The organism is Nocardia sp. NPDC057668, assembly GCF_042799795.1.
GTDB lineage: Bacteria > Actinomycetota > Actinomycetes > Mycobacteriales > Mycobacteriaceae > Nocardia.
This window is the reverse complement of the sequence record NZ_JBHVIC010000003.1, coordinates 1062256-1079438: the sequence shown is the minus strand read 5'-3', so window position 1 is coordinate 1079438 and position 17183 is coordinate 1062256. Positions and strand designations below refer to the sequence as shown.

Sequence of the window (17183 nt, the reverse complement as noted above, 5' to 3'; positions counted from 1 at the left end):
GTGCCGGGCTATCTCCCAGCGGCAAGATTGCTCCGGTCGTATTCCGTTCGCCCCCATCGGCCTGTACTGTCCCAGACAATAAAGGGAAGTATCGGGCGAACCGGTACGGATCGAGGAGTCGGGTTGGCCAGGAAACGCGTTCGTGAACGATCCCCGCTGGAGTTCCTGTCGGACCTCCTGGATCCCGGCCGCCTGCCCGCGAGCGTCGACGACAGCGCCGGGTACCTGGATCTCTTGGCCGCGCAGGGGTCGGCCGAGCGATCTCTGGCCCAGGTCGCCATGGAGAATCCGGTGCTCGCCCGGATCTACGAGGGGCTGTGGCGGCCCATGTTCACCCGGGCCTTCAGTTTCGGCGGCCCGGGCACCAAGCGGTACACCGACCGGGTCCTGGCCGAGCTGTCCCCATCCGGTGCCGGCCTGGTGCTGGACGTGGCCTGCGGGCCGGGGCTGCACACCCGCGCATTCGCGGCGAACCTCGGCGCGGACGGGCTGGCGGTCGGGCTCGACGTCTCCGTCCCCATGCTGACCCAGGCGGTGCGCGATTCGTGTGCCGAGCGGGTCGCCTTCCTGCGCGCCGATGCCCACGCGATTCCGTTCGCGGACAAGACGTTCGACTCGGTGAGCTGCCTGGCCGCGCTGTATCTGATCCCCGCGCCGCACGAGGTGATCGAGGAAATGATCCGGGTGCTCAAACCCGGCGGCAAGCTGGCGATCTTCACGACGGTGGACGAGAAACTGACCCGGATCCCGCTGGTGAAGCCCGTCCTGGCCGCGGCGAGTGGCATTCACATCTTCGGCCGGGACGAGATCACCGCGCGGCTACGGCGGGCCGGGTTCGCCGAGGTGAACCAATTCATCAGCGGCCAGGGACAATTCGTCATCGCCACCAGGTGATCGGTCCGGTGCGCGCGGGAGCGCCGCCGACCGGCCGGAGACGCGCGAAACGGAGATTCGCCGGAAATCGGATCGGCTCGAGGGATGATCGGCACCGTGTCCAATGATTCGAGCGGCCCCGATATCAAGCCCCGCAGTCGCGACGTCACCGACGGACTGGAGAAGACCGCCGCGCGCGGCATGCTGCGCGCGGTCGGCATGGGTGATGCCGACTGGGGGAAATCGCAGATCGGGGTGGCGTCCTCGTGGAACGAGATCACACCCTGCAACCTCTCGCTGGACCGCCTGGCCACCGCCGGCAAGGAGGGTGTGTTCAGCGCGGGCGGCTATCCCATGCAGTTCGGCACCATCTCGGTGTCCGACGGCATCTCCATGGGCCACGAGGGCATGCACTTCTCCCTGGTGTCGCGCGAGGTGATCGCCGACAGCGTGGAGACGGTCATGCAGGCCGAGCGCCTGGACGGTTCGGTCCTGCTCGCGGGCTGCGACAAATCCCTGCCCGGCATGCTGATGGCCGCGGCCCGGCTGAACCTGGCGAGCGTGTTCCTGTACGCGGGCTCGATCCTGCCGGGCATCGCGAAGATGACCGACGGCACCGAGCGTGAAGTGACCATCATCGACGCCTTCGAGGCGGTCGGGGCGTGCTCGCGCGGGCTCATGAGCCGCGCGGACGTCGACGCCATCGAACGCGCCATCTGCCCCGGTGAGGGCGCGTGCGGCGGCATGTACACCGCCAACACCATGGCCAGCGCGGCCGAGGCCATGGGCATGTCGCTGCCGGGCAGCGCCGCCCCGCCCGCGACCGACCGCCGCCGGGACGGCTACGCCCGCCGCAGCGGCGAGGCGGTCGTGGAATTGCTGCGCCGCGGCATCACCACCTCGGACATCCTGACCAAGGAGGCGTTCGAGAACGCGATCGCGGTGGTGATGGCCTTCGGCGGTTCCACCAACGCGGTGCTGCATCTGCTGGCCATCGCGCACGACGCGAACGTCGATCTGACACTGGACGATTTCGCCCGGGTCGGCAGGCGCGTGCCGCACCTGGCGGACGTGAAGCCCTTCGGCAAGCATGTGATGACCGACGTGGATCGCATCGGCGGCGTGCCGGTGATGATGAAGGCTCTGCTGGACGCGGGTCTGCTGCACGGTGATTGCCTCACCGTGACCGGTCGCACCGTGGCGCAGAACCTCGCCGACATCGCGCCGCCGGATCCGGACGGCAAGGTGGTGCGGGCGATGAACTCCCCGATTCATCCCACCGGCGGCATCACCATCCTGCACGGCTCGCTCGCCCCCGGCGGCGCGGTGGTCAAGTCCGCCGGGTTCGATTCGGACGTATTCACCGGCACCGCACGGGTTTTCGATCGTGAGCGCGCCGCCATGGATGCCCTCGAGGACGGCACGATCACCGCGGGCGACGTGGTGGTCATCCGGTACGAGGGCCCCAAGGGCGGTCCGGGCATGCGCGAGATGCTCGCCATCACCGCCGCCATCAAGGGCGCGGGCCTGGGCAAGGACGTGCTGCTGCTGACCGACGGTCGCTTCTCCGGCGGCACCACCGGCCTGTGCGTCGGGCACGTGGCCCCGGAGGCGGTCGACGCCGGGCCCATCGCCTTCGTGCGCGACGGCGATCAGATCCGCCTGGACGTGGGCGCGGGCACCCTCGATCTGCTGGTCGACAAGGAGGAACTCGACCGGCGCGCCGAGGGCTGGAACCCGTTGCCGCCCCGTTACACCCGGGGCGTGCTGTCGAAGTACGCGCGGCTGGTCGGTTCGGCGTCGTTCGGTGCGGTCTGCGACTAGAGCCGGGCCGCTGCGGCTGGGTCCTGCCGTACCGCTTGGCGGTCCGGGGAATCACGCCTACGGGGCCTACGGGGCCTACGGGCCTACGGGCCTACGGGCTGACGGGCTGACGGGCCGATGAGCTGACGGGCGGTGGCCAACGGGCTGATGAGCCGACGGGGCGTGGCCAACGGGTGGTGGGCGATGCCCCTGACTGACCGGCTCAGGGCCCCCGAGCCGGTGGGCCGCGCCGAGCCGGTGGTTGTCAGGCGACCAGACGCAGGTGGGCGCGGGCCGGGGTGGTCGGCCCGCCCGCCCGGGTCAGCAGCCGGGTCAGCGCCTCGGCCACCCGGGCGGGCTGTTCGAGGATCACCGAGTGGCCCGCGCCCGGGATGAGCACCAGGTCCGAGTAGTCGACCGCGGCGGCCATGGCGACCGAATGCGACGGCGGGGTCATCGGGTCGGCGGACCCGCACAGCACCAGGGTCGGGATCCGCGACAGGGCGGCCAGGACGTGGGTGCGGTCGTAGTCGGTGAACGCGCGCAGGAAGCTCGCCATCGTGACCACCGAGGTCTCGTTGTGCATGGCGTTGGCCAGACTCAGCAGCCGCGGGCCCACCGCACGCCCGTCGGCGGCGCCGCGCACGATCGGCGCGAAAGCCTTGCGCGCCAGATGTTTCGCGTACTGCATGGGGTGCGGCGCCCAGCGCACGGCGGCCTGGAACAGGGTGATGAGCGGGTGGCGCAGCAGTCTGCCGAAGCCGGACTCGGCCAGCCCGTTCGCCGCGGTCGCGATGAGCGCGACGCCGGCGATCCGGTCGCCGATCTCGTGCGCGTGCTGGCTCAGGTAGGTCAGCACCGTCATGCCGCCCATGGAATGGCCCACCAGCACGATCGGCCCGGTGGGCGCGACGGTCTCGAGCACCGTGCGCAGGTCCGCGCCGAGTTGTTCGAGGTTGTAGGTGCGATGGGCGGCCGCACCGGACGCGCCGTGCCCGCGGTGGTCGTAGCAGATGACCCGGGCGCCCGGGTACTGCCGCAGCAGCTCGTCGCGGACGCGGGTCCAGGTCTGAGCGCGCTGGCAGTGCCCGTGCAGCAGCACGACCGTGAGTTCCGCGTGCGCCGGGCCGTACTCGTGTACTGCCAGTTCCACGCCGTCCGCGGTCGAGACCGGGACACGACGTTCCGCCGTTGCGGCGATCGTGCTGGACTTCGACATCGGGGCTCTCCGGTCTGCTCGGTGGTGTCTCCACTGTCCATCGGATTCGGTCCCGGCTCGAGGGGCCCGAGTGGTGGGGTGTGTCCTCCGAGGGGTGGCGAATTCACACCCGGGGGTGGGGTCCGGTTGCAGAAATATGATGACCGGTCTACTGTTTTCAGCATGGGAAAGAAGGGCGCCGAGACGCGCTGCCGGCTCCTGGCGGCGGCGCGCTCGCTCGTCGAATCGCACGGCTACTACGGAACGGGTCTCAATCAGATCCTGGAAATCAGTGGCACGCCGCGTGGTTCGCTGTACTTCCACTTTCCCGGCGGCAAGGACCAGATCATTTCCGAGGCCATCGCGGAGTCGGCGGCCGAGATATCGGCGGTCATCGAGACCGCCGAGGCCGCGGACGCGCGGGGGTATCTCGAGCTGCTGGTCGAGTTGCTCGGGGAGCGCCTGGAATCCTCGGGCTGGACGGCGGGCTGCCCGGTGGCCGGTGTCGCCCTGGATGTGACGCCCGCCAATGGTGCGGTGCAGCAGTCGTGTTCGGCCGCGTACTCCGAATGGGAGAAGCTGCTGCGTGACCGCCTGACCGACTATGGGCACCCCGAACCCGAGCGCCTGGCCACCGCCGCGCTGGCGCTCATGGAGGGCGGGCTCATCCTGAGCCGAGCCCATCGCGACCGGGGACCGCTGCGCCGTATCGCGGGGACCCTCGACACCCTCGTCTGACCTACTTCCATCTCGGCCGCCGACGCGCGGCCATTTCTTCGACCCAAGAATATGTAAATCGGTCTACTGAAAGTGATAGCCATGATCCACGCCGACTCCATCGTCTTCGGCGCCGCCGGATTCATCGGCCGCTCCCTGGTCGCCGAACTGCTGCGCGACGGTCACACCGTCGTGGCCGCGGTGCGCGCGGGCAGCGGGGACCGGCTCACCTCCTGGCTCGCCGAGCAGGGCGCCGACCAGCGCGCACTTCTCGTGGCCACGGCCGACATCACCGCACCGAATCTCGGCCTCACCGCGGACTTTCACGGCATCCGCGACGTCTACAACACCGCCGCGCTCATGAAGTTCGGCCTCGATGCCGAACGCGCGCAACGGGTCAACCTCACCGGTGCGCTGGCCGTGGCGCGCTGGGCGAGCAGGCAGCCGGAACTGCGCCGCCTCATCCACATCAGCGGCTACCGGGTCACCGCCGAAGGCGGCGCCGAGGCCGACTATCGCGCCGGGGCGTACGAGGCGTCGAAAACCGAGGCCGACCGGGCCTTACGCGAACTCGCTCGGCAGCTGGGCGTACCGCTGACCGTGGCCAACCCGGCGTCGGTGCTCGGGCCCGGGCAGTACTTCGGCCTCTCCGATCTGGTGGATCAACTGTGGCGGGGACAGTTGCCCGCCCTGCCGGGACGTCGCGATTCCTTCGTTCCCATAGTCGGAATCGACTATGTGGCACGGTTTCTGGCCCGCGTTGCCACGCTGCCCGAGACCGCGGACCGGGCCTACACCCTGCTCGACCCCGCCACCCCCGACCTGCCGGACCTGATCCGCCTCATCGCCGCGCACCTGGGCGTGCGGGCTCCACGCCTGCGGATCCCGGTGCCGGTGCTGCGCGCACTGCCGCGCGTGCTGACCGGGGCCGAACCGGAATCGCTCGGGTTCATCTCCGGCGATCGATACGACACGAGCGCTGCCGACGCGGTGGCCCGAACCCTGGGCATCGAGCACCGGCCGTTCGCGGATGTCCTGCGCGACTGGGCGGACGGCGTGGTCGCCACCCGCAACGGCACGATCCCCGATCGGCCCGCGACCGGATTCCGCGACGGCGTCTGGGTCAGCGGCGACACCGTCGAGCCGGAGTACGTTCTCCTGCACGGACTTCCGCTGGACAGCGACTCCTGGGATGGAGTGACGAAAGCTCTTGCCGCTCGGACGCTTTCGGTGGACCTGCCCGGCTTCGGCCGCTCGGCCCCCAGCTCGGGCACGCTCGGCGACCGGTTCGGCGAACTGATGGCTCCGGTCCGCACCCGCCCGGTCCTGGTCGGCCATTCCCTCGGCGCGGCGGCCGCCGTCGACTATGCCGAGCGCTACCCCGACCGGGTCTCGCGGTTGGTCCTGATCTCCCCGTTCTTCCTCCAGGAGCGAGCGCCGTGGACGGTGCGCAATCCACTGACGCCCCAGGTTCTCAAACGTCTGCCCGCTTCGAAACTTGCTGCGCAACTGGGTATTCCGAATGGCTCCGCAGCGGCGAGCGCGCATGCGGCGCTGCGCCGCCCCGGTGCGGCCGCGCGCGTGGTCTCCGCCTTGTCGGCGGTGAGCGCCCCGGCCTACCGCACCGATATGGCGACCCGCCTGTCCCGCCTACGGGTCCCGGTGCTGATCATCCACGGTGCGCAGGAGCCCCTCCGGGTTTCCACCATGCACCCCGTCGTGGCCGTGCCGGGCGTAGGGCACAATCCTCACATCACACACCCCGAGTTGATCGCCGGTCTCCTGGCCGAACCAGCGCCTGTCTCCGGCTGAGGCCGGGCTTCCTGATCCGCACGCCGGCCTCTGTCGCACGGCCCGCGCTGCCTGATCGGCCGGTGCCGCCGCGGACGGTCCCAGCCGGTGGCGCAGCGACCACCACCGCCATCCCGCCGTAGAGCCCGCGGGAGGCGGGACCGACAGGCTTGCCGGTCGCGGGCCCGTTCGCGCCGCCCACGACGATCAGCCCGTCGATGCAGCTCATCTTCGACACCGACGGCTTCGCGAATCGCGGACCACCTGCTGCATCGCACGGGGCCGGGCGCGGAAACGTGACCGGTCGCGAGCCGCGCGGGCGGTACGTCACACACTTACCCCGCCCGCGGTGATCGGACGTGGCGGGGCGAGTGATGTGCCTATCGGTGAGCGGGCGTGCTCAGCGGCAGACGACGTCGACGATCTGCTGGGCGACCGGGGCGATGGGGCTCGCTTTGCCGCCGGTCGCCTCGATCAGGAACACGAGGGGGTAGGCCACGATCGAGCAGACCGGGGACGGCGGCGGTGGGGTCGCCTGCGCGGTCGCGGCGCCGGTGATCAGCGCACCGGTGGTCAGGACGCCGGCGATGCCGGTGGTGGCGAGCAGCTTGCGCATATCGATACCTCACTTCGTGGTCGAACTTGCTTGGGCACCCTCGGGATTCGTGGTCGCGGCGAGCGCGGCCACCGTGGTGATGTACGTCCGCTTATAGATAGCTGAACATTCGCTGTTACGGCTTCCGTGCCGATTCCCGGAGATGTGCGCAGCGCCACTCGTAACCGCTGGTCAAGTGCACGAACGCGGTTCGGCGGTCTTGTGCTCATGCCCGATCGCCGCCCGCCGCGCCGGCGAATCGACGAAACCGCGGGAATTCCGCCGTGTGATCGTGGGGTTGCCTTGACGTCGGCGTCAATGTTTAGCATCGGAATTCGAGCATCACACGCAGGAGGAACCGGCTATGCGAATAGGCGAGTTGGCCAGGCGCGCAGCCACCACGACCCGCGCGCTGCGCTATTACGAGTCGCGCGGATTGCTGTCCGCCCAGCGTGATGACGCCGGTTACCGGGTGTACGGCGAGCACGATCTACACGTGCTGCGGCAGATCCGGACCCTGCAGGACATCGGGTTCGATCTCGAGGAGATCCGCCCCTTCGTGGAGTGTCTGCGCGAGGGCAATCCCACGGGCGACTCGTGTCCGGCATCGTCCGAGGTCTATCGCAACAAGCTCGCCGAGATCGAGGAATGCATCGCACAGCTCGAGGGCGTGCGGAACTGGATTCGCGATCAGCTGACCCGGAACGATTCCGACGCCACCGACCGTGGCGAGCCGCCGAGCTGCGAATGGGAGCCACCCGGCATCCATGCCGCGCGCTCGGCACTATTCACGAGGAGAGCAGTGCTATGACCAACACCGATACGGCTATGACCGGCGCCGACGCGGTCGTTCCGGTGACGGACGCCGATTTCGCGGCCGTGGTTCTCGACTCCGAACTGCCGGTCCTCGTCGACTTCTTCGCCGAACAGTGCGGTCCCTGCCGCATGCTCGTCCCCGTGCTCGCGGAGATCGCCACCGAGGAGGCCGGGCGCATCCGGATCGTGAAGATCGACGTGGGCGCGAACCCCGGCGTCCAGGCCACCTACGGCATCATGTCCACGCCCACGCTCATGGTGTTCCGGGGCGGGCAGCCGGTGAAGACGATGGTCGGCGCGCGCGCCAAGCGCCGCCTGCTCTCGGATCTGGCCGGCGTGATCTGACCGGCCGCGGCCCGGGAGCGGAGAGGCGCTGCTCCGCCCCCGGCCCGCCATGCCGGCCGGGGGTATCTCAGGGTGCGCGTGGGACCTGGGGACGATGCGCGCACCGGGCCCCGCGTGCGAGTCTGCTGCTATGACTTCCAGGCGACGGATCGTGCGGACCGCGGTGGGCGCGCTGGTGTTGGCTTGCGCGCTGACCGCCTGCGGAACGAGCGCGGATTCCGATGCGCCACAGGTGCTCTCCGATTCCGCCCGCGCGCAGGTTCAGCGGGCGCTGGACGCCGCGGTCGCCGCGGGAACCGCCGGGGTGCAGGTGGTCGTCACCGAGGGCGGGCGGGACTGGCAGGCCACCGCGGGTGTCGGGGACGCGGGCACGGGGTCGGGCTTTCCGGCGGACGCGCACGTCCGGGCCGGCAGCAACACCAAGGCTTTCGCCGCCACCGTCATCATGCAGCTGGTGTCGGCGGGATCGGTGCAACTCGACGCGCCGGTCGAGCGCTATCTGCCGGGTCTGGTGCAGGGCGAGGGCATCGACGGGAATCGGATCACCGTGCGAAACCTCATGCAGCACACCAGCGGATTGCCCGAGTACCTCGAATTACCGGAGCTGGACCGGGATTACGCGGATCTGCTCGACACGCGTTTCGACGCCGCCGAACTGGTGCGCAGCGCCGTGCGGACCATGCCCGCGCACTTCCCGCCCGGGGAGAAGGCCGAGTACAGCAACACCAACTATCTGATCCTCGGTCTGCTCATCGAACGGGTGACCGGTCGCACGTTCGCCGCGGAGGTCGCCACCCGCATCACCGAGCCGCTCGGCCTGGGCGGCACCTACATTCCCGCGCCCGGCGAGCTCGGGCTGCGCGATCCGCATCCGCTCGGTTACGAGGTCGTCGACGGGAAACGCACGGATATGACGCGATACGACCCGTCTTTCGCGGGTGCGGCGGGCGCGCTGGTCTCCACCGGCGCGGACCTCAACCGCTCCTTCACCGCGCTGCTCTCGGGATCGCTGCTCGAGCCCGCGCAGGTGACCGAGATGCGGCGCGATCCCCGGCCGCTGACCAATCGCCCGGCCGGCATCGACTACGGGCTGGGCCTGGCGCTGCTCACGGTGCCCTGCGACAGGCAGGTGTGGGGCCACGGCGGTTCCATCCCCGGCTTCCGGACCTACGACGGGGTGACCGCGGACGGGCGTGCGGTCTCGGTGCTGGCGAACGAGCGCCCCGCGAGCGCCGCCGCCGCGGCCGCCCTGCAATCGGTGTTCGACACCGCGATCTGCGCCGGGCCCTGATCGCGAAAACCGGTGCGCACCAGCGGTGCGCACCGGTCGGGAAGCTCAGTCCTTGCCGCGTCCGGCCCGAATGTCGAAGGCCCAGTTGTACCGGCGCACGATCTCGGTGATGCCGCCGCCGGGCTGCCCGGCCGGCGGGCGAATGAAGGTGCACTCGCGCCTGACCACCAGTTCGCCGTTGACGTTCTCGATGATCGCGAGCACCGCGTCCCGAGAGTCGTCGACGCAGCCGTCGAGGGTCATCTCGATCGGCACGCTGTTGACCGGGTAGAGCGTCGCGGTCGCCTGGACGCCCCGGAAGTCACGCGCGCCCTCGTACAGCGAGGTGAACACCAGGATGCGGCGGAAGAACCGGGTGAAATCGAGGTTGATGTCGAGGTTCTCGCCGGTGGCGCTCGAGCCGGTGCGGTCGTCCTGATCGAGCCGGATGAACGGCGGGTTCTGCAGGTCGCCGAACCGTCGGTCCAGGGCGCGCACCGAACCGATCGAGCCGTTCGCCAGCTCGTAGAAGCAGCACAGGTCGAGGTCGAGATTGCTCGCCTTGCGGCCGAACAGGCCGGTGCCGCGACTGGTGGTCCAGTTCAGGTTCACCCGCATGGTGCCGCCGGTCGCGCCGGACTTGGTCAGCGAGACGGTCGGCGCGTCCTTGGTCAGGGAGATCTTGGACAGATTGACCGGTGCGCCCTGCTGCGGCGGCGGTGCGTACCCCTGCTGAGGGGGCGGGGGTGCGTACTGCTGTTGCGGCGGGGGCGGCGGCGCGTACTGCGGCTGCGGCGGCTGGGTGTACTGCTGCGGCGGGGGTGCGTACTGCTGCTGCGGCGGAGGCGGCGGCGCGTACTGCGGCTGCGGCGGCTGGGTGTACTGCTGCGGCGGGGGTGCGTACTGCTGCTGCGGAGGCGGCGGCGTGAACTGTTGCTGCTGCGGCGGCGGAGGCGGGGTGTACTGCTGGGTCGGTGCGGGCTCGCTGTCGACGGAGATGCCGAAATCGGTTGCCAGCCCCTCCAACCCGGTGTTGTATCCCTGCCCGACCGCGCGGAACTTCCAGCTGCCCTGGCGGCGATACAGCTCGCCCAGCACGAAGGCGGTCTCGGTGGTGGCGTCGCCGCTGGCGAATCGCGCCAGTTCGGCGCCATTGGCCGCGTCCAGCACGCGGACGTAGAGACCTTGGAATTGGCGGAAGGTGCCACCGGTCGCGGAGGCCGCGATCACGATGGTCTCGATCTGCGGTTCGACCTGGGACAGGTTCACCGACAACAGATCCAGCACGGTCTGCCCGTGCTGTTTACCCTCGTGCCGCACCGCGCCGGAGGGATGCACCGGCTGGTTGTAGAACACGAAGTCGTTGTCGGAACGGACCTTTCCGCTGACCAGCAGCAGCGCGGACGCATCCGCGTCGGGCACACCCGGCCCGGACTGCCAGCCCAACTCGATCCGAACCGCCCCCGCCGACACCGGAACGTTGGCGCCCTTCATCATCGACACACCTGCCAACCTATACGACACCGCCGCGAGTGCCGAGCCCAACCATCCAATTCCGCGAACGCGATCTCGCCCGGTCGTGCGGACCCGGTGGCGCGGGCCGATTCCCGTCTGCGCGGTTCAGGGTTCGACCAGGCCCGCGCGAATCGCGTAGCGGGTCAGCGCGAGCCGATCGCGCAGGCCGAGTTTGGCCAGGATGTTGGCGCGATGCCGGTCCACGGTCTTGGCGCTGATCACCAGGGTCGCGGCGATCTCGCGGGAGGAATGGCCCTCGGCGACGAGCTTGAGGATCTCCTCCTCGCGCGGGGTCAGCACGTTCTCCGGCGGGGCCGAGCCCTCCCGCGCGCGCTGCAGCCAATCGCGGATCAGCGAGGTCATCGCGCCCGGGTACAGGAACGGCTCGCCGCGCATGGTCGCGCGGCAGGCTTCGAGCAGATCGCGGTCGGCGACCGATTTCAGCACGTAGCCCGACGCGCCGGCCTTGAGCGATTCGAAGAAGTACTGCTCGTTGTCGTACATCGACAGCATGAGGATGCGGACCTCGGGATGGTCCCGCGCGATCTCGCGGGCGGCCTGTATGCCGGTCATGCGCGGCATGGCGATGTCCAGGATGGCCAGATCGACGGGCACTTCGCCGAGGCGCTGCACGGCGTCGAAACCGTTGGCCGCCTCGGCGACCACGGTGAGATCGGGTTCGGCGTCGAGGATGAGCCGCAGGCCCGAGCGCACGAGCGCGTGATCGTCGGCGAGCAGGACGCGGGCTGGGGCGGCGGTGGGTGCGGTCATGGTCGGCTCTCGAAGTCGTTGCGGGGGATGGCGAGTCGCAGGACCGTGCCGTGGCCCGGCGGTGACTCGATGGACAGCACGGCGTCGATCAGCAGGGCGCGCTCGCGCATGCCGCGAATACCCGCGCCCTCGCGGATGACGCCGCCGCGACCGTCGTCACGCACCCGCAGCACGAGGTGATCGTCCCGGGCGTGCAGGCCGATGTGTACCTGGCGGGCGCCGGCGTGCCGGACGATATTGGTCAGGCCCTCCTGCGCGACGCGGTAGCAGACCAGCTCCACATCCGGCGACAGCCGCGGCAGCTGCCGGTCGATGTCACGGGTGACCTCGAGCCCGGCGGCGGTGACCTCCCCGCACAGCGCGGCCAGGGCCGAGTGCAGGCCCAGATCCTCGAGAACGTCGGGGCGCAGGCGGCGGGCGATGCCGCGCACCTCGTCCAGGCAGCCGCGCACGGTCTCCTGCACCCCGTGCAGGTCGTCCGCCATCTCGGCGGGGGCGCGGTCGATCACCCGCTTCATGGAAAGCAAAGCGACGGTGAGACTTTGGCCGATCTCGTCGTGGAGTTCGCGGGCGATGCGCCGGCGCTCGCCCTCCTGGGCGGCCAGGGCCGAGGCGCTGGCGGCGGTGCGTTCGGATTCGAGCCGCTCGACCATGGCGTTGAAGGTGTCGATGAGATGGGCGAGATCGCCGTTGGGCGGACTGTCGACCCGTTCCCCGCGCCGCAGCGGATCGACCCGGCGCATGGACGCGATCAGGGCGTCCAGCGGCGCCAGGCTGGTGCGCAGCAGCACGGCGTTGGCGGCGAGGATGACGGCCAGCCCGATCAGCAGCACCGGGACCTCGGTCAGTCGCACGCGCGCGGACACGGTCGCCGGCGATACCGCCAGCACCAGCGTGCCCAGGGTGAACACCAGACCGTTGATGAGGAATATCCGCCGGAACAGCGCACCGGCCGGGGTGCGGGTGTGCCGCCGGAAGAGGCCGAGACCTCGGGCGGGGCGATCCATACCCCTCAGTCTGGTCATGGCGGTGCGCGGTGTCCATCAGGCCGCGCACCCAACCGGCGCGGGCCCGGCCTACATAGTTTTCCCCACGCCATTTGGCTACTTCCGCCGATAGCCCCGCGAACCCTCTGCAACACAGACTGATCAGCGAAAACTGATTTCAGCGGGAGGTGAGCTGGGTATGGACATCGACCGCTCGACGGTCCCCGGCAGGGGCGTGCTGCACCACTGCGTCACGCGTGGCGGCGACCGATTCGCGGTACTGGCCGAGACGGACGGGGACCGGCATCTGCTGGTCTACGACCCCCGCTACGAGGAACCCGCGCATGCCATCGCGCTCGAGGTCGACGAGGCGGATCAGGTCGCCGATCTGCTGCACAGCTTCTCGCTGCCGGACCGGCTGGCCCGGCTCGAACAGCGCCTGGATCTGCTCACTCAGCGCCGGAGCAGACCATGACCACCACGTTCACCGCGCTGTACGCCCAAAAGGGTCCCGCCATGCAAGCACGCGATATCGCGATTCAACTCCCGACGGTCCGGATGGGTGATCCGGTGGTCAAGGCCATTCGGCTGATGGTCGTGCACCGGCTGCCCGGCATGATCGTGGTGGACGAGCAGGACCATCCGGTCGCGGTGCTGCCGGGGACCCAGGTGCTGAAGCTGGCGATTCCCAGTTCCTATCAGAACGATCCGGCGCTGGCCCGAACGATCGACGAGGTGCACGCGGAGCTGTTCTGGCTCGAGCCCGGTGGGTCCAGCGTGGGGGATTGCCTGCCCGCGCCGGCGGTGCGGCCCGCGACGGTGCAGCCGGACGCGACGCTGCTCGAGGTCGCGGCGGTGATGGCGCGCAAGCACAGTCCGCTGGTGGCGGTGGTGGATCGCGGTCGCCGCCTGGTCGGGGCCATCACGTTGGAACGACTGCTCATCAGCCTGGCCGTGGCCGGGCCGGACGAGTGATCCTGGCTCCGGCTCCCCGGCGAGGTCGGCGATGAATCAGATTCTGGCACTGACGATTTTCGTCGGTGCGTTCTGGTTCATCGCCACCGAGCGCGCCAACAAGGTCAAGACCGTGCTGGTGGCGGCCGCGCTCATGGCGGTGCTCGGACTGGTGCCGGGGGAGCGGATCTTCTACGACCCGCACGCGGGCATCGATTGGAACGTCATCTTCCTGCTGCTCGGGATGATGATCATCGTGGGGGTGGTCCGGCACACCGGGCTGTTCGACTATCTGGCCATCTGGGCCGCGAAACGCTCGCGCGGCAACCCTTTCCGGCTCATGGTGATGCTGATGGTGATCACCGGCATAGCCTCGCCGATCCTGGACAATGTCACGATCATCCTGCTGGTCGCGCCCGTCACCGTGGTCGTGTGCAACCGGCTGAGCATTCCCGCGCAGCCGTTTCTGATCGCGGAGGTGCTGGCCGCCAACATCGGCGGCGCGGCGACGCTGATCGGCGATCCGCCCAACATCATCATCGGCAGCCGGGCCGGGCTGACCTTCAACGACTTCCTGATTCATATGGCCCCGGCGGTCGCGGTGATCTTCGTGATCTTCGTCGCGTGCACGAAGCTGTTGTTCCGCAACGTCTTCCGGGAGTTGGATCCGCAGATCGAGGCGGTGATGGCGCTGCAGGAGCGGCGGGCGATCACCGATACGAAGCTGCTGACCCGCTCGCTGCTGGTGCTGACCGGCGTCGTGATCGGTTTCGGCCTGCATTCGGTGCTGCACGTGGCGCCCTCGATCATCGCCCTGCTCGGCGCGGGCGCGATGCTGCTGGTCTGTGACCTGGACATCGGTGATGTGCTGCGCGAGGTGGAGTGGGGCACCCTGGTGTTCTTCATGGGCCTGTTCGTGATGGTCGCGGGCCTGGTCCACACCGGCGTCATCGACCGTCTCGGCACCGCCGCCGCGGATGCGTTCGGCCACAACCCTTTCCTGGCCGCGACGATCCTGGTCTTCGGCTCCGCCGTGGTGGCCGCCTTCATCGACAACATCCCCTACACCACCACCATGGCCCCCGTGGTCGAGGAGCTGGCAGCCCAGGCCCCCGACCCCGCGACCGGCCAGGCCCTGTGGTGGTCCTTCGCCTTCGGCGCCGACTTCAGCGGCAACGGCACCGCCGTGGCCGCCAGCGCCAACGTGGTGGCCCTGGACATAGCGAAACGTGCGGGCCACCGAATAACCTTCTGGCACTTCACGAAATACGGCGTGATAGTAACCGTGGTCTCGAGCGTCCTGGCCTGGCTCTACCTCTGGGCCCGCTACTTCTGACAGTATGTCGCCCGTATGCACTCCACCACCGATCCCGTCCGGACCACCATCGATCCCGCCCGGGACAGCCTCGAGGGTCTGTCCGTCGGCGACGCCCTCGGCGCCCAATTCTTCGTCCCCGGAACCTCGTTCCCCGATCTGCGCGCGGGCCGTCCACCCGCCGGCCCCTGGCCCTGGACCGACGACACCGAGATGGCCTGCTCGGTCTACCGCGAACTCCGCACCCACGGCCGCGTCGACCGGGACCGCCTGGCCGCCGGTTTCGCCGACCGCTGCGAACCGTATCGCGGCTACGGCGCGGGCACGGTCGTCGTCCTGCACGAGATCCGAGACGGCCGCCCCTGGCGCGAAGCCGCCGCCGCCGCCTTCGCGGGCCGCGGCTCCTGGGGCAACGGCGCGGCCATGCGGGTCGCCCCGCTCGGCGCGTACTTCGCCGATTCCCCGGACCGGGCGGCGGCAGAGGCGGCCCTGTCCGCCGAGCTGACCCACGCCCACCCGGAAGCCATCCTCGGCGCGATGGCTGTCGCGGTGGCCGCCGCCCACGCAGCCGCGACGCGCGGGAAACCTTGCGCCCCAGCCGAACTCTTCGACGCGGTCGAGCCCTATCTGATCGACGGCCGCGTAGCCGCCGGTATCCGCCGAGCCCGCACCCTGCTGGGCAGATCGCTTCCGGAGGCGGCCTACGAACTGGGCAACGGCGCCCAGGTCTCCGCCCAGGACACGGTTCCCTTCACCCTCTGGGTCGCCGCCACCCACCTGACCAACTACCCGGCGGCCATCACCGCCTGCATCGAGGCGGGCGGGGACGCGGACACCACGGCCGCGATCGTCGGCGGCATCGTCGCGGCCCACACCGGCGTCTCCGCCATACCGCCCGCGTGGCTCGGCGCCCGCGAGCCACTTCCGCCCTGGTCTCTCACGGCGGGCTGACTCGGCCGCGATCGCACTCGATTCGTCGTGACACGCCGAACGGTCGCACGCAGTCGTCTCACCCTGGAGCCCGCGGCGGTGTGAGCCGAGCTTCCCTGTGGCTCAGTCGAGTTGGGCTATGCCGCAGTGGATTTGTTCGCGGAACTGGCCGGGGGTCAGGCCGGTCTCCTCCTTGAAGGCGCGGTAGAAGTGGCGGTCGTTGGCGAAGCCGCAGGCGGCGGCGGTGCCGGACATCGCGCGGGTCGGGTCGGCGCGCAGGAGGCGGCGGGCGTGTTCTATCCGCATCCGGCGGATGATGGCGCCGGGCTCGCCGAAGCCGGCGCATACCCGGTAGAGGGTGCGGCGCGAGATCAGGCAGGCGCGGGCGATGTCGTCGACCGTCAGATCGGGGTTGGCGAAGTGTTTGCGGATGTGAGCGAGGATTTGCTGCCGCATGTGCTGAGCCTCGGTGTGGGTGGGGGCGGCGCTGCCCGAGGCCAGCAGCACCGCCGAGGCGAGCATGCCGGGCGCGTCACTCGCCAGCACCGTGACCGCCCTGTCTACTTCTCCGGTCGGCAGTTCGGCCAGACTGCGGAAGAAGCCCGCGATCACGCCCAGCCCGCCGGTGGCGGCAATCGCTGCGGCGGTGGGCAATTGCTCGCGATTGAGCCCCGCGTGATCGAGCACCAGCTGCATCGGCGCGCGCACCATGGCCGAGACGTTGTTGTTGCTGGTGTGGCTCTCGAGCGGCAGCCCGCTGTCGAAGAACGCGATGGTGCCGGGCGTCGACACCGCGACCCGACCGGCCTGTTCCGTCCAGTTCGTGCCCTCGAGCACGATGTTCACCAGCAGGAACTCCTCGGACGACCGCGCGACGTGCTTCGGTGTTCGCAATGCGCGCTGCGCGCCCGCCCGCATGCGCGAGACCGCGAAGTTGTCGAACTGCGCGCTGCTCAACTGCCCACGCCAGGGCCCCTTGTTCAGCGGTTCGAGCACCGAGGGCGCGACGGCGTCCGCCATCACCGCCTCCCACTGTTCGAAGGCCTGCTGCGGCGGGGTGGTCGGTGACGACGAGACCTCTACGGCGCCGACGACGGTTTGCTCCACGCTGGCATTTTCTCACCGCGCCTGTGCCAGCAACCATGTTTCGGGCAGTTGGGTGTTCGCCAGGTGCCGACCAAGCGGTTTGTTCGGCGCGCTTCGGGGCGGACACTTGCGGACAGGGTATTCGCAAAGAATGTCTTGATCATTACGAATGTCGTTATGCTGGAGGACAAGCCGTCCGCACGCAGCCGCACGGTCGT

At 69.7% G+C, this 17183-nt stretch carries 17 protein-coding genes; 11 read left to right on the top strand and 6 right to left on the bottom strand.

The features are described from left to right. Positions 1 to 123: 123 nt before the first annotated feature. Together ACFVBH_RS23435 and ilvD are read left to right on the top strand one after the other, a co-directional pair. A complete protein-coding gene (locus ACFVBH_RS23435; RefSeq protein WP_379004375.1) occupies positions 124 to 894 on the top strand; it encodes a class I SAM-dependent methyltransferase in 771 nt (256 codons plus the stop codon). Positions 895 to 990: 96 nt separating this feature from the next. Then, the gene (gene ilvD / locus ACFVBH_RS23430; RefSeq protein WP_379004373.1) at positions 991 to 2697 is read left to right on the top strand and encodes a dihydroxy-acid dehydratase; all 1707 of its coding nucleotides are present in this window, start codon (positions 991 to 993) and stop codon (positions 2695 to 2697) included. Between the two features lie 244 nt (positions 2698 to 2941). On the opposite strand, the gene ACFVBH_RS23425 is transcribed toward ilvD, so the two are convergent. Next, positions 2942 to 3895: an alpha/beta hydrolase gene (locus tag ACFVBH_RS23425; RefSeq protein WP_354988938.1), complete on the bottom strand. Its 954-nt coding sequence runs from the start codon at positions 3893 to 3895 to the stop codon at positions 2942 to 2944. 162 nt (positions 3896 to 4057) lie between these two features. Here ACFVBH_RS23425 and ACFVBH_RS23420 point away from each other — a divergent pair, with 162 nt between their 5' ends. Then, positions 4058 to 4612, top strand: a complete 555-nt coding sequence (locus ACFVBH_RS23420) for a TetR/AcrR family transcriptional regulator (protein ID WP_379004370.1) — start codon at positions 4058 to 4060, stop codon at positions 4610 to 4612. Between the two features lie 81 nt (positions 4613 to 4693). After that, entirely contained in the window at positions 4694 to 6403 is a 1710-nt protein-coding gene (locus tag ACFVBH_RS23415; protein ID WP_379004368.1) for an alpha/beta fold hydrolase, read from the top strand. 379 nt (positions 6404 to 6782) lie between these two features. Here the strand turns inward: ACFVBH_RS23415 and ACFVBH_RS23410 are convergent, their stop codons facing one another. Beyond that, positions 6783 to 6998: a hypothetical protein gene (locus ACFVBH_RS23410; protein WP_354988935.1), complete on the bottom strand. Its 216-nt coding sequence runs from the start codon at positions 6996 to 6998 to the stop codon at positions 6783 to 6785. Between the two features lie 343 nt (positions 6999 to 7341). Between ACFVBH_RS23410 and ACFVBH_RS23405 the strand changes: the two genes are divergently transcribed. The 3 genes from ACFVBH_RS23405 to ACFVBH_RS23395 all read left to right on the top strand — a co-directional run bounded on the left by ACFVBH_RS23405 (position 7342) and on the right by ACFVBH_RS23395 (position 9429). After that, positions 7342 to 7788 carry a MerR family transcriptional regulator gene (locus ACFVBH_RS23405; protein ID WP_379004366.1) on the top strand — a complete coding sequence of 149 codons (447 nt, stop codon included), beginning with the start codon at positions 7342 to 7344 and terminating at the stop codon, positions 7786 to 7788. Continuing rightward, the gene (trxA, locus tag ACFVBH_RS23400) at positions 7785 to 8138 is read left to right on the top strand and encodes a thioredoxin (RefSeq protein ID WP_354988933.1); all 354 of its coding nucleotides are present in this window, start codon (positions 7785 to 7787) and stop codon (positions 8136 to 8138) included. Before ACFVBH_RS23405 ends, trxA begins: the two co-directional genes overlap by 4 nt. A gap of 130 nt (positions 8139 to 8268) precedes the next feature. After that, positions 8269 to 9429, top strand: coding sequence for a serine hydrolase domain-containing protein (locus ACFVBH_RS23395; protein WP_379004363.1), 1161 nt, complete (start codon positions 8269 to 8271; stop codon positions 9427 to 9429). Between the two features lie 45 nt (positions 9430 to 9474). Here ACFVBH_RS23395 and ACFVBH_RS23390 read toward each other — a convergent pair whose 3' ends face one another. The 3 genes from ACFVBH_RS23390 to ACFVBH_RS23380 form a co-directional block, all read right to left on the bottom strand. Next, entirely contained in the window at positions 9475 to 10905 is a 1431-nt protein-coding gene (locus ACFVBH_RS23390) for a TerD family protein (RefSeq protein WP_379004593.1), read from the bottom strand. 123 nt (positions 10906 to 11028) lie between these two features. Further along, positions 11029 to 11694 carry a response regulator gene (locus ACFVBH_RS23385; RefSeq protein WP_379004360.1) on the bottom strand — a complete coding sequence of 222 codons (666 nt, stop codon included), beginning with the start codon at positions 11692 to 11694 and terminating at the stop codon, positions 11029 to 11031. Continuing rightward, entirely contained in the window at positions 11691 to 12701 is a 1011-nt protein-coding gene (locus tag ACFVBH_RS23380; protein ID WP_379004358.1) for a histidine kinase, read from the bottom strand. Before ACFVBH_RS23380 ends, ACFVBH_RS23385 begins: the two co-directional genes overlap by 4 nt. A gap of 178 nt (positions 12702 to 12879) precedes the next feature. Between ACFVBH_RS23380 and ACFVBH_RS23375 the strand changes: the two genes are divergently transcribed. The 4 genes from ACFVBH_RS23375 to ACFVBH_RS23360 are packed head-to-tail and all read left to right on the top strand — an operon-like array spanning position 12880 to position 15900. Continuing rightward, positions 12880 to 13155: a hypothetical protein gene (locus tag ACFVBH_RS23375; protein WP_354988929.1), complete on the top strand. Its 276-nt coding sequence runs from the start codon at positions 12880 to 12882 to the stop codon at positions 13153 to 13155. Continuing rightward, positions 13152 to 13655 carry a CBS domain-containing protein gene (locus ACFVBH_RS23370; RefSeq protein WP_354988928.1) on the top strand — a complete coding sequence of 168 codons (504 nt, stop codon included), beginning with the start codon at positions 13152 to 13154 and terminating at the stop codon, positions 13653 to 13655. Before ACFVBH_RS23375 ends, ACFVBH_RS23370 begins: the two co-directional genes overlap by 4 nt. 31 nt (positions 13656 to 13686) lie before the next feature. Further along, positions 13687 to 14970, top strand: coding sequence for an ArsB/NhaD family transporter (locus tag ACFVBH_RS23365; protein ID WP_354988927.1), 1284 nt, complete (start codon positions 13687 to 13689; stop codon positions 14968 to 14970). A 15-nt stretch (positions 14971 to 14985) separates the two neighbouring features. Continuing rightward, entirely contained in the window at positions 14986 to 15900 is a 915-nt protein-coding gene (locus ACFVBH_RS23360; RefSeq protein WP_379004355.1) for an ADP-ribosylglycohydrolase family protein, read from the top strand. A gap of 102 nt (positions 15901 to 16002) precedes the next feature. On the opposite strand, the gene ACFVBH_RS23355 is transcribed toward ACFVBH_RS23360, so the two are convergent. Next, positions 16003 to 16986, bottom strand: coding sequence for an AraC family transcriptional regulator (locus ACFVBH_RS23355; RefSeq protein ID WP_354988925.1), 984 nt, complete (start codon positions 16984 to 16986; stop codon positions 16003 to 16005). Positions 16987 to 17183 lie beyond the last annotated feature (197 nt).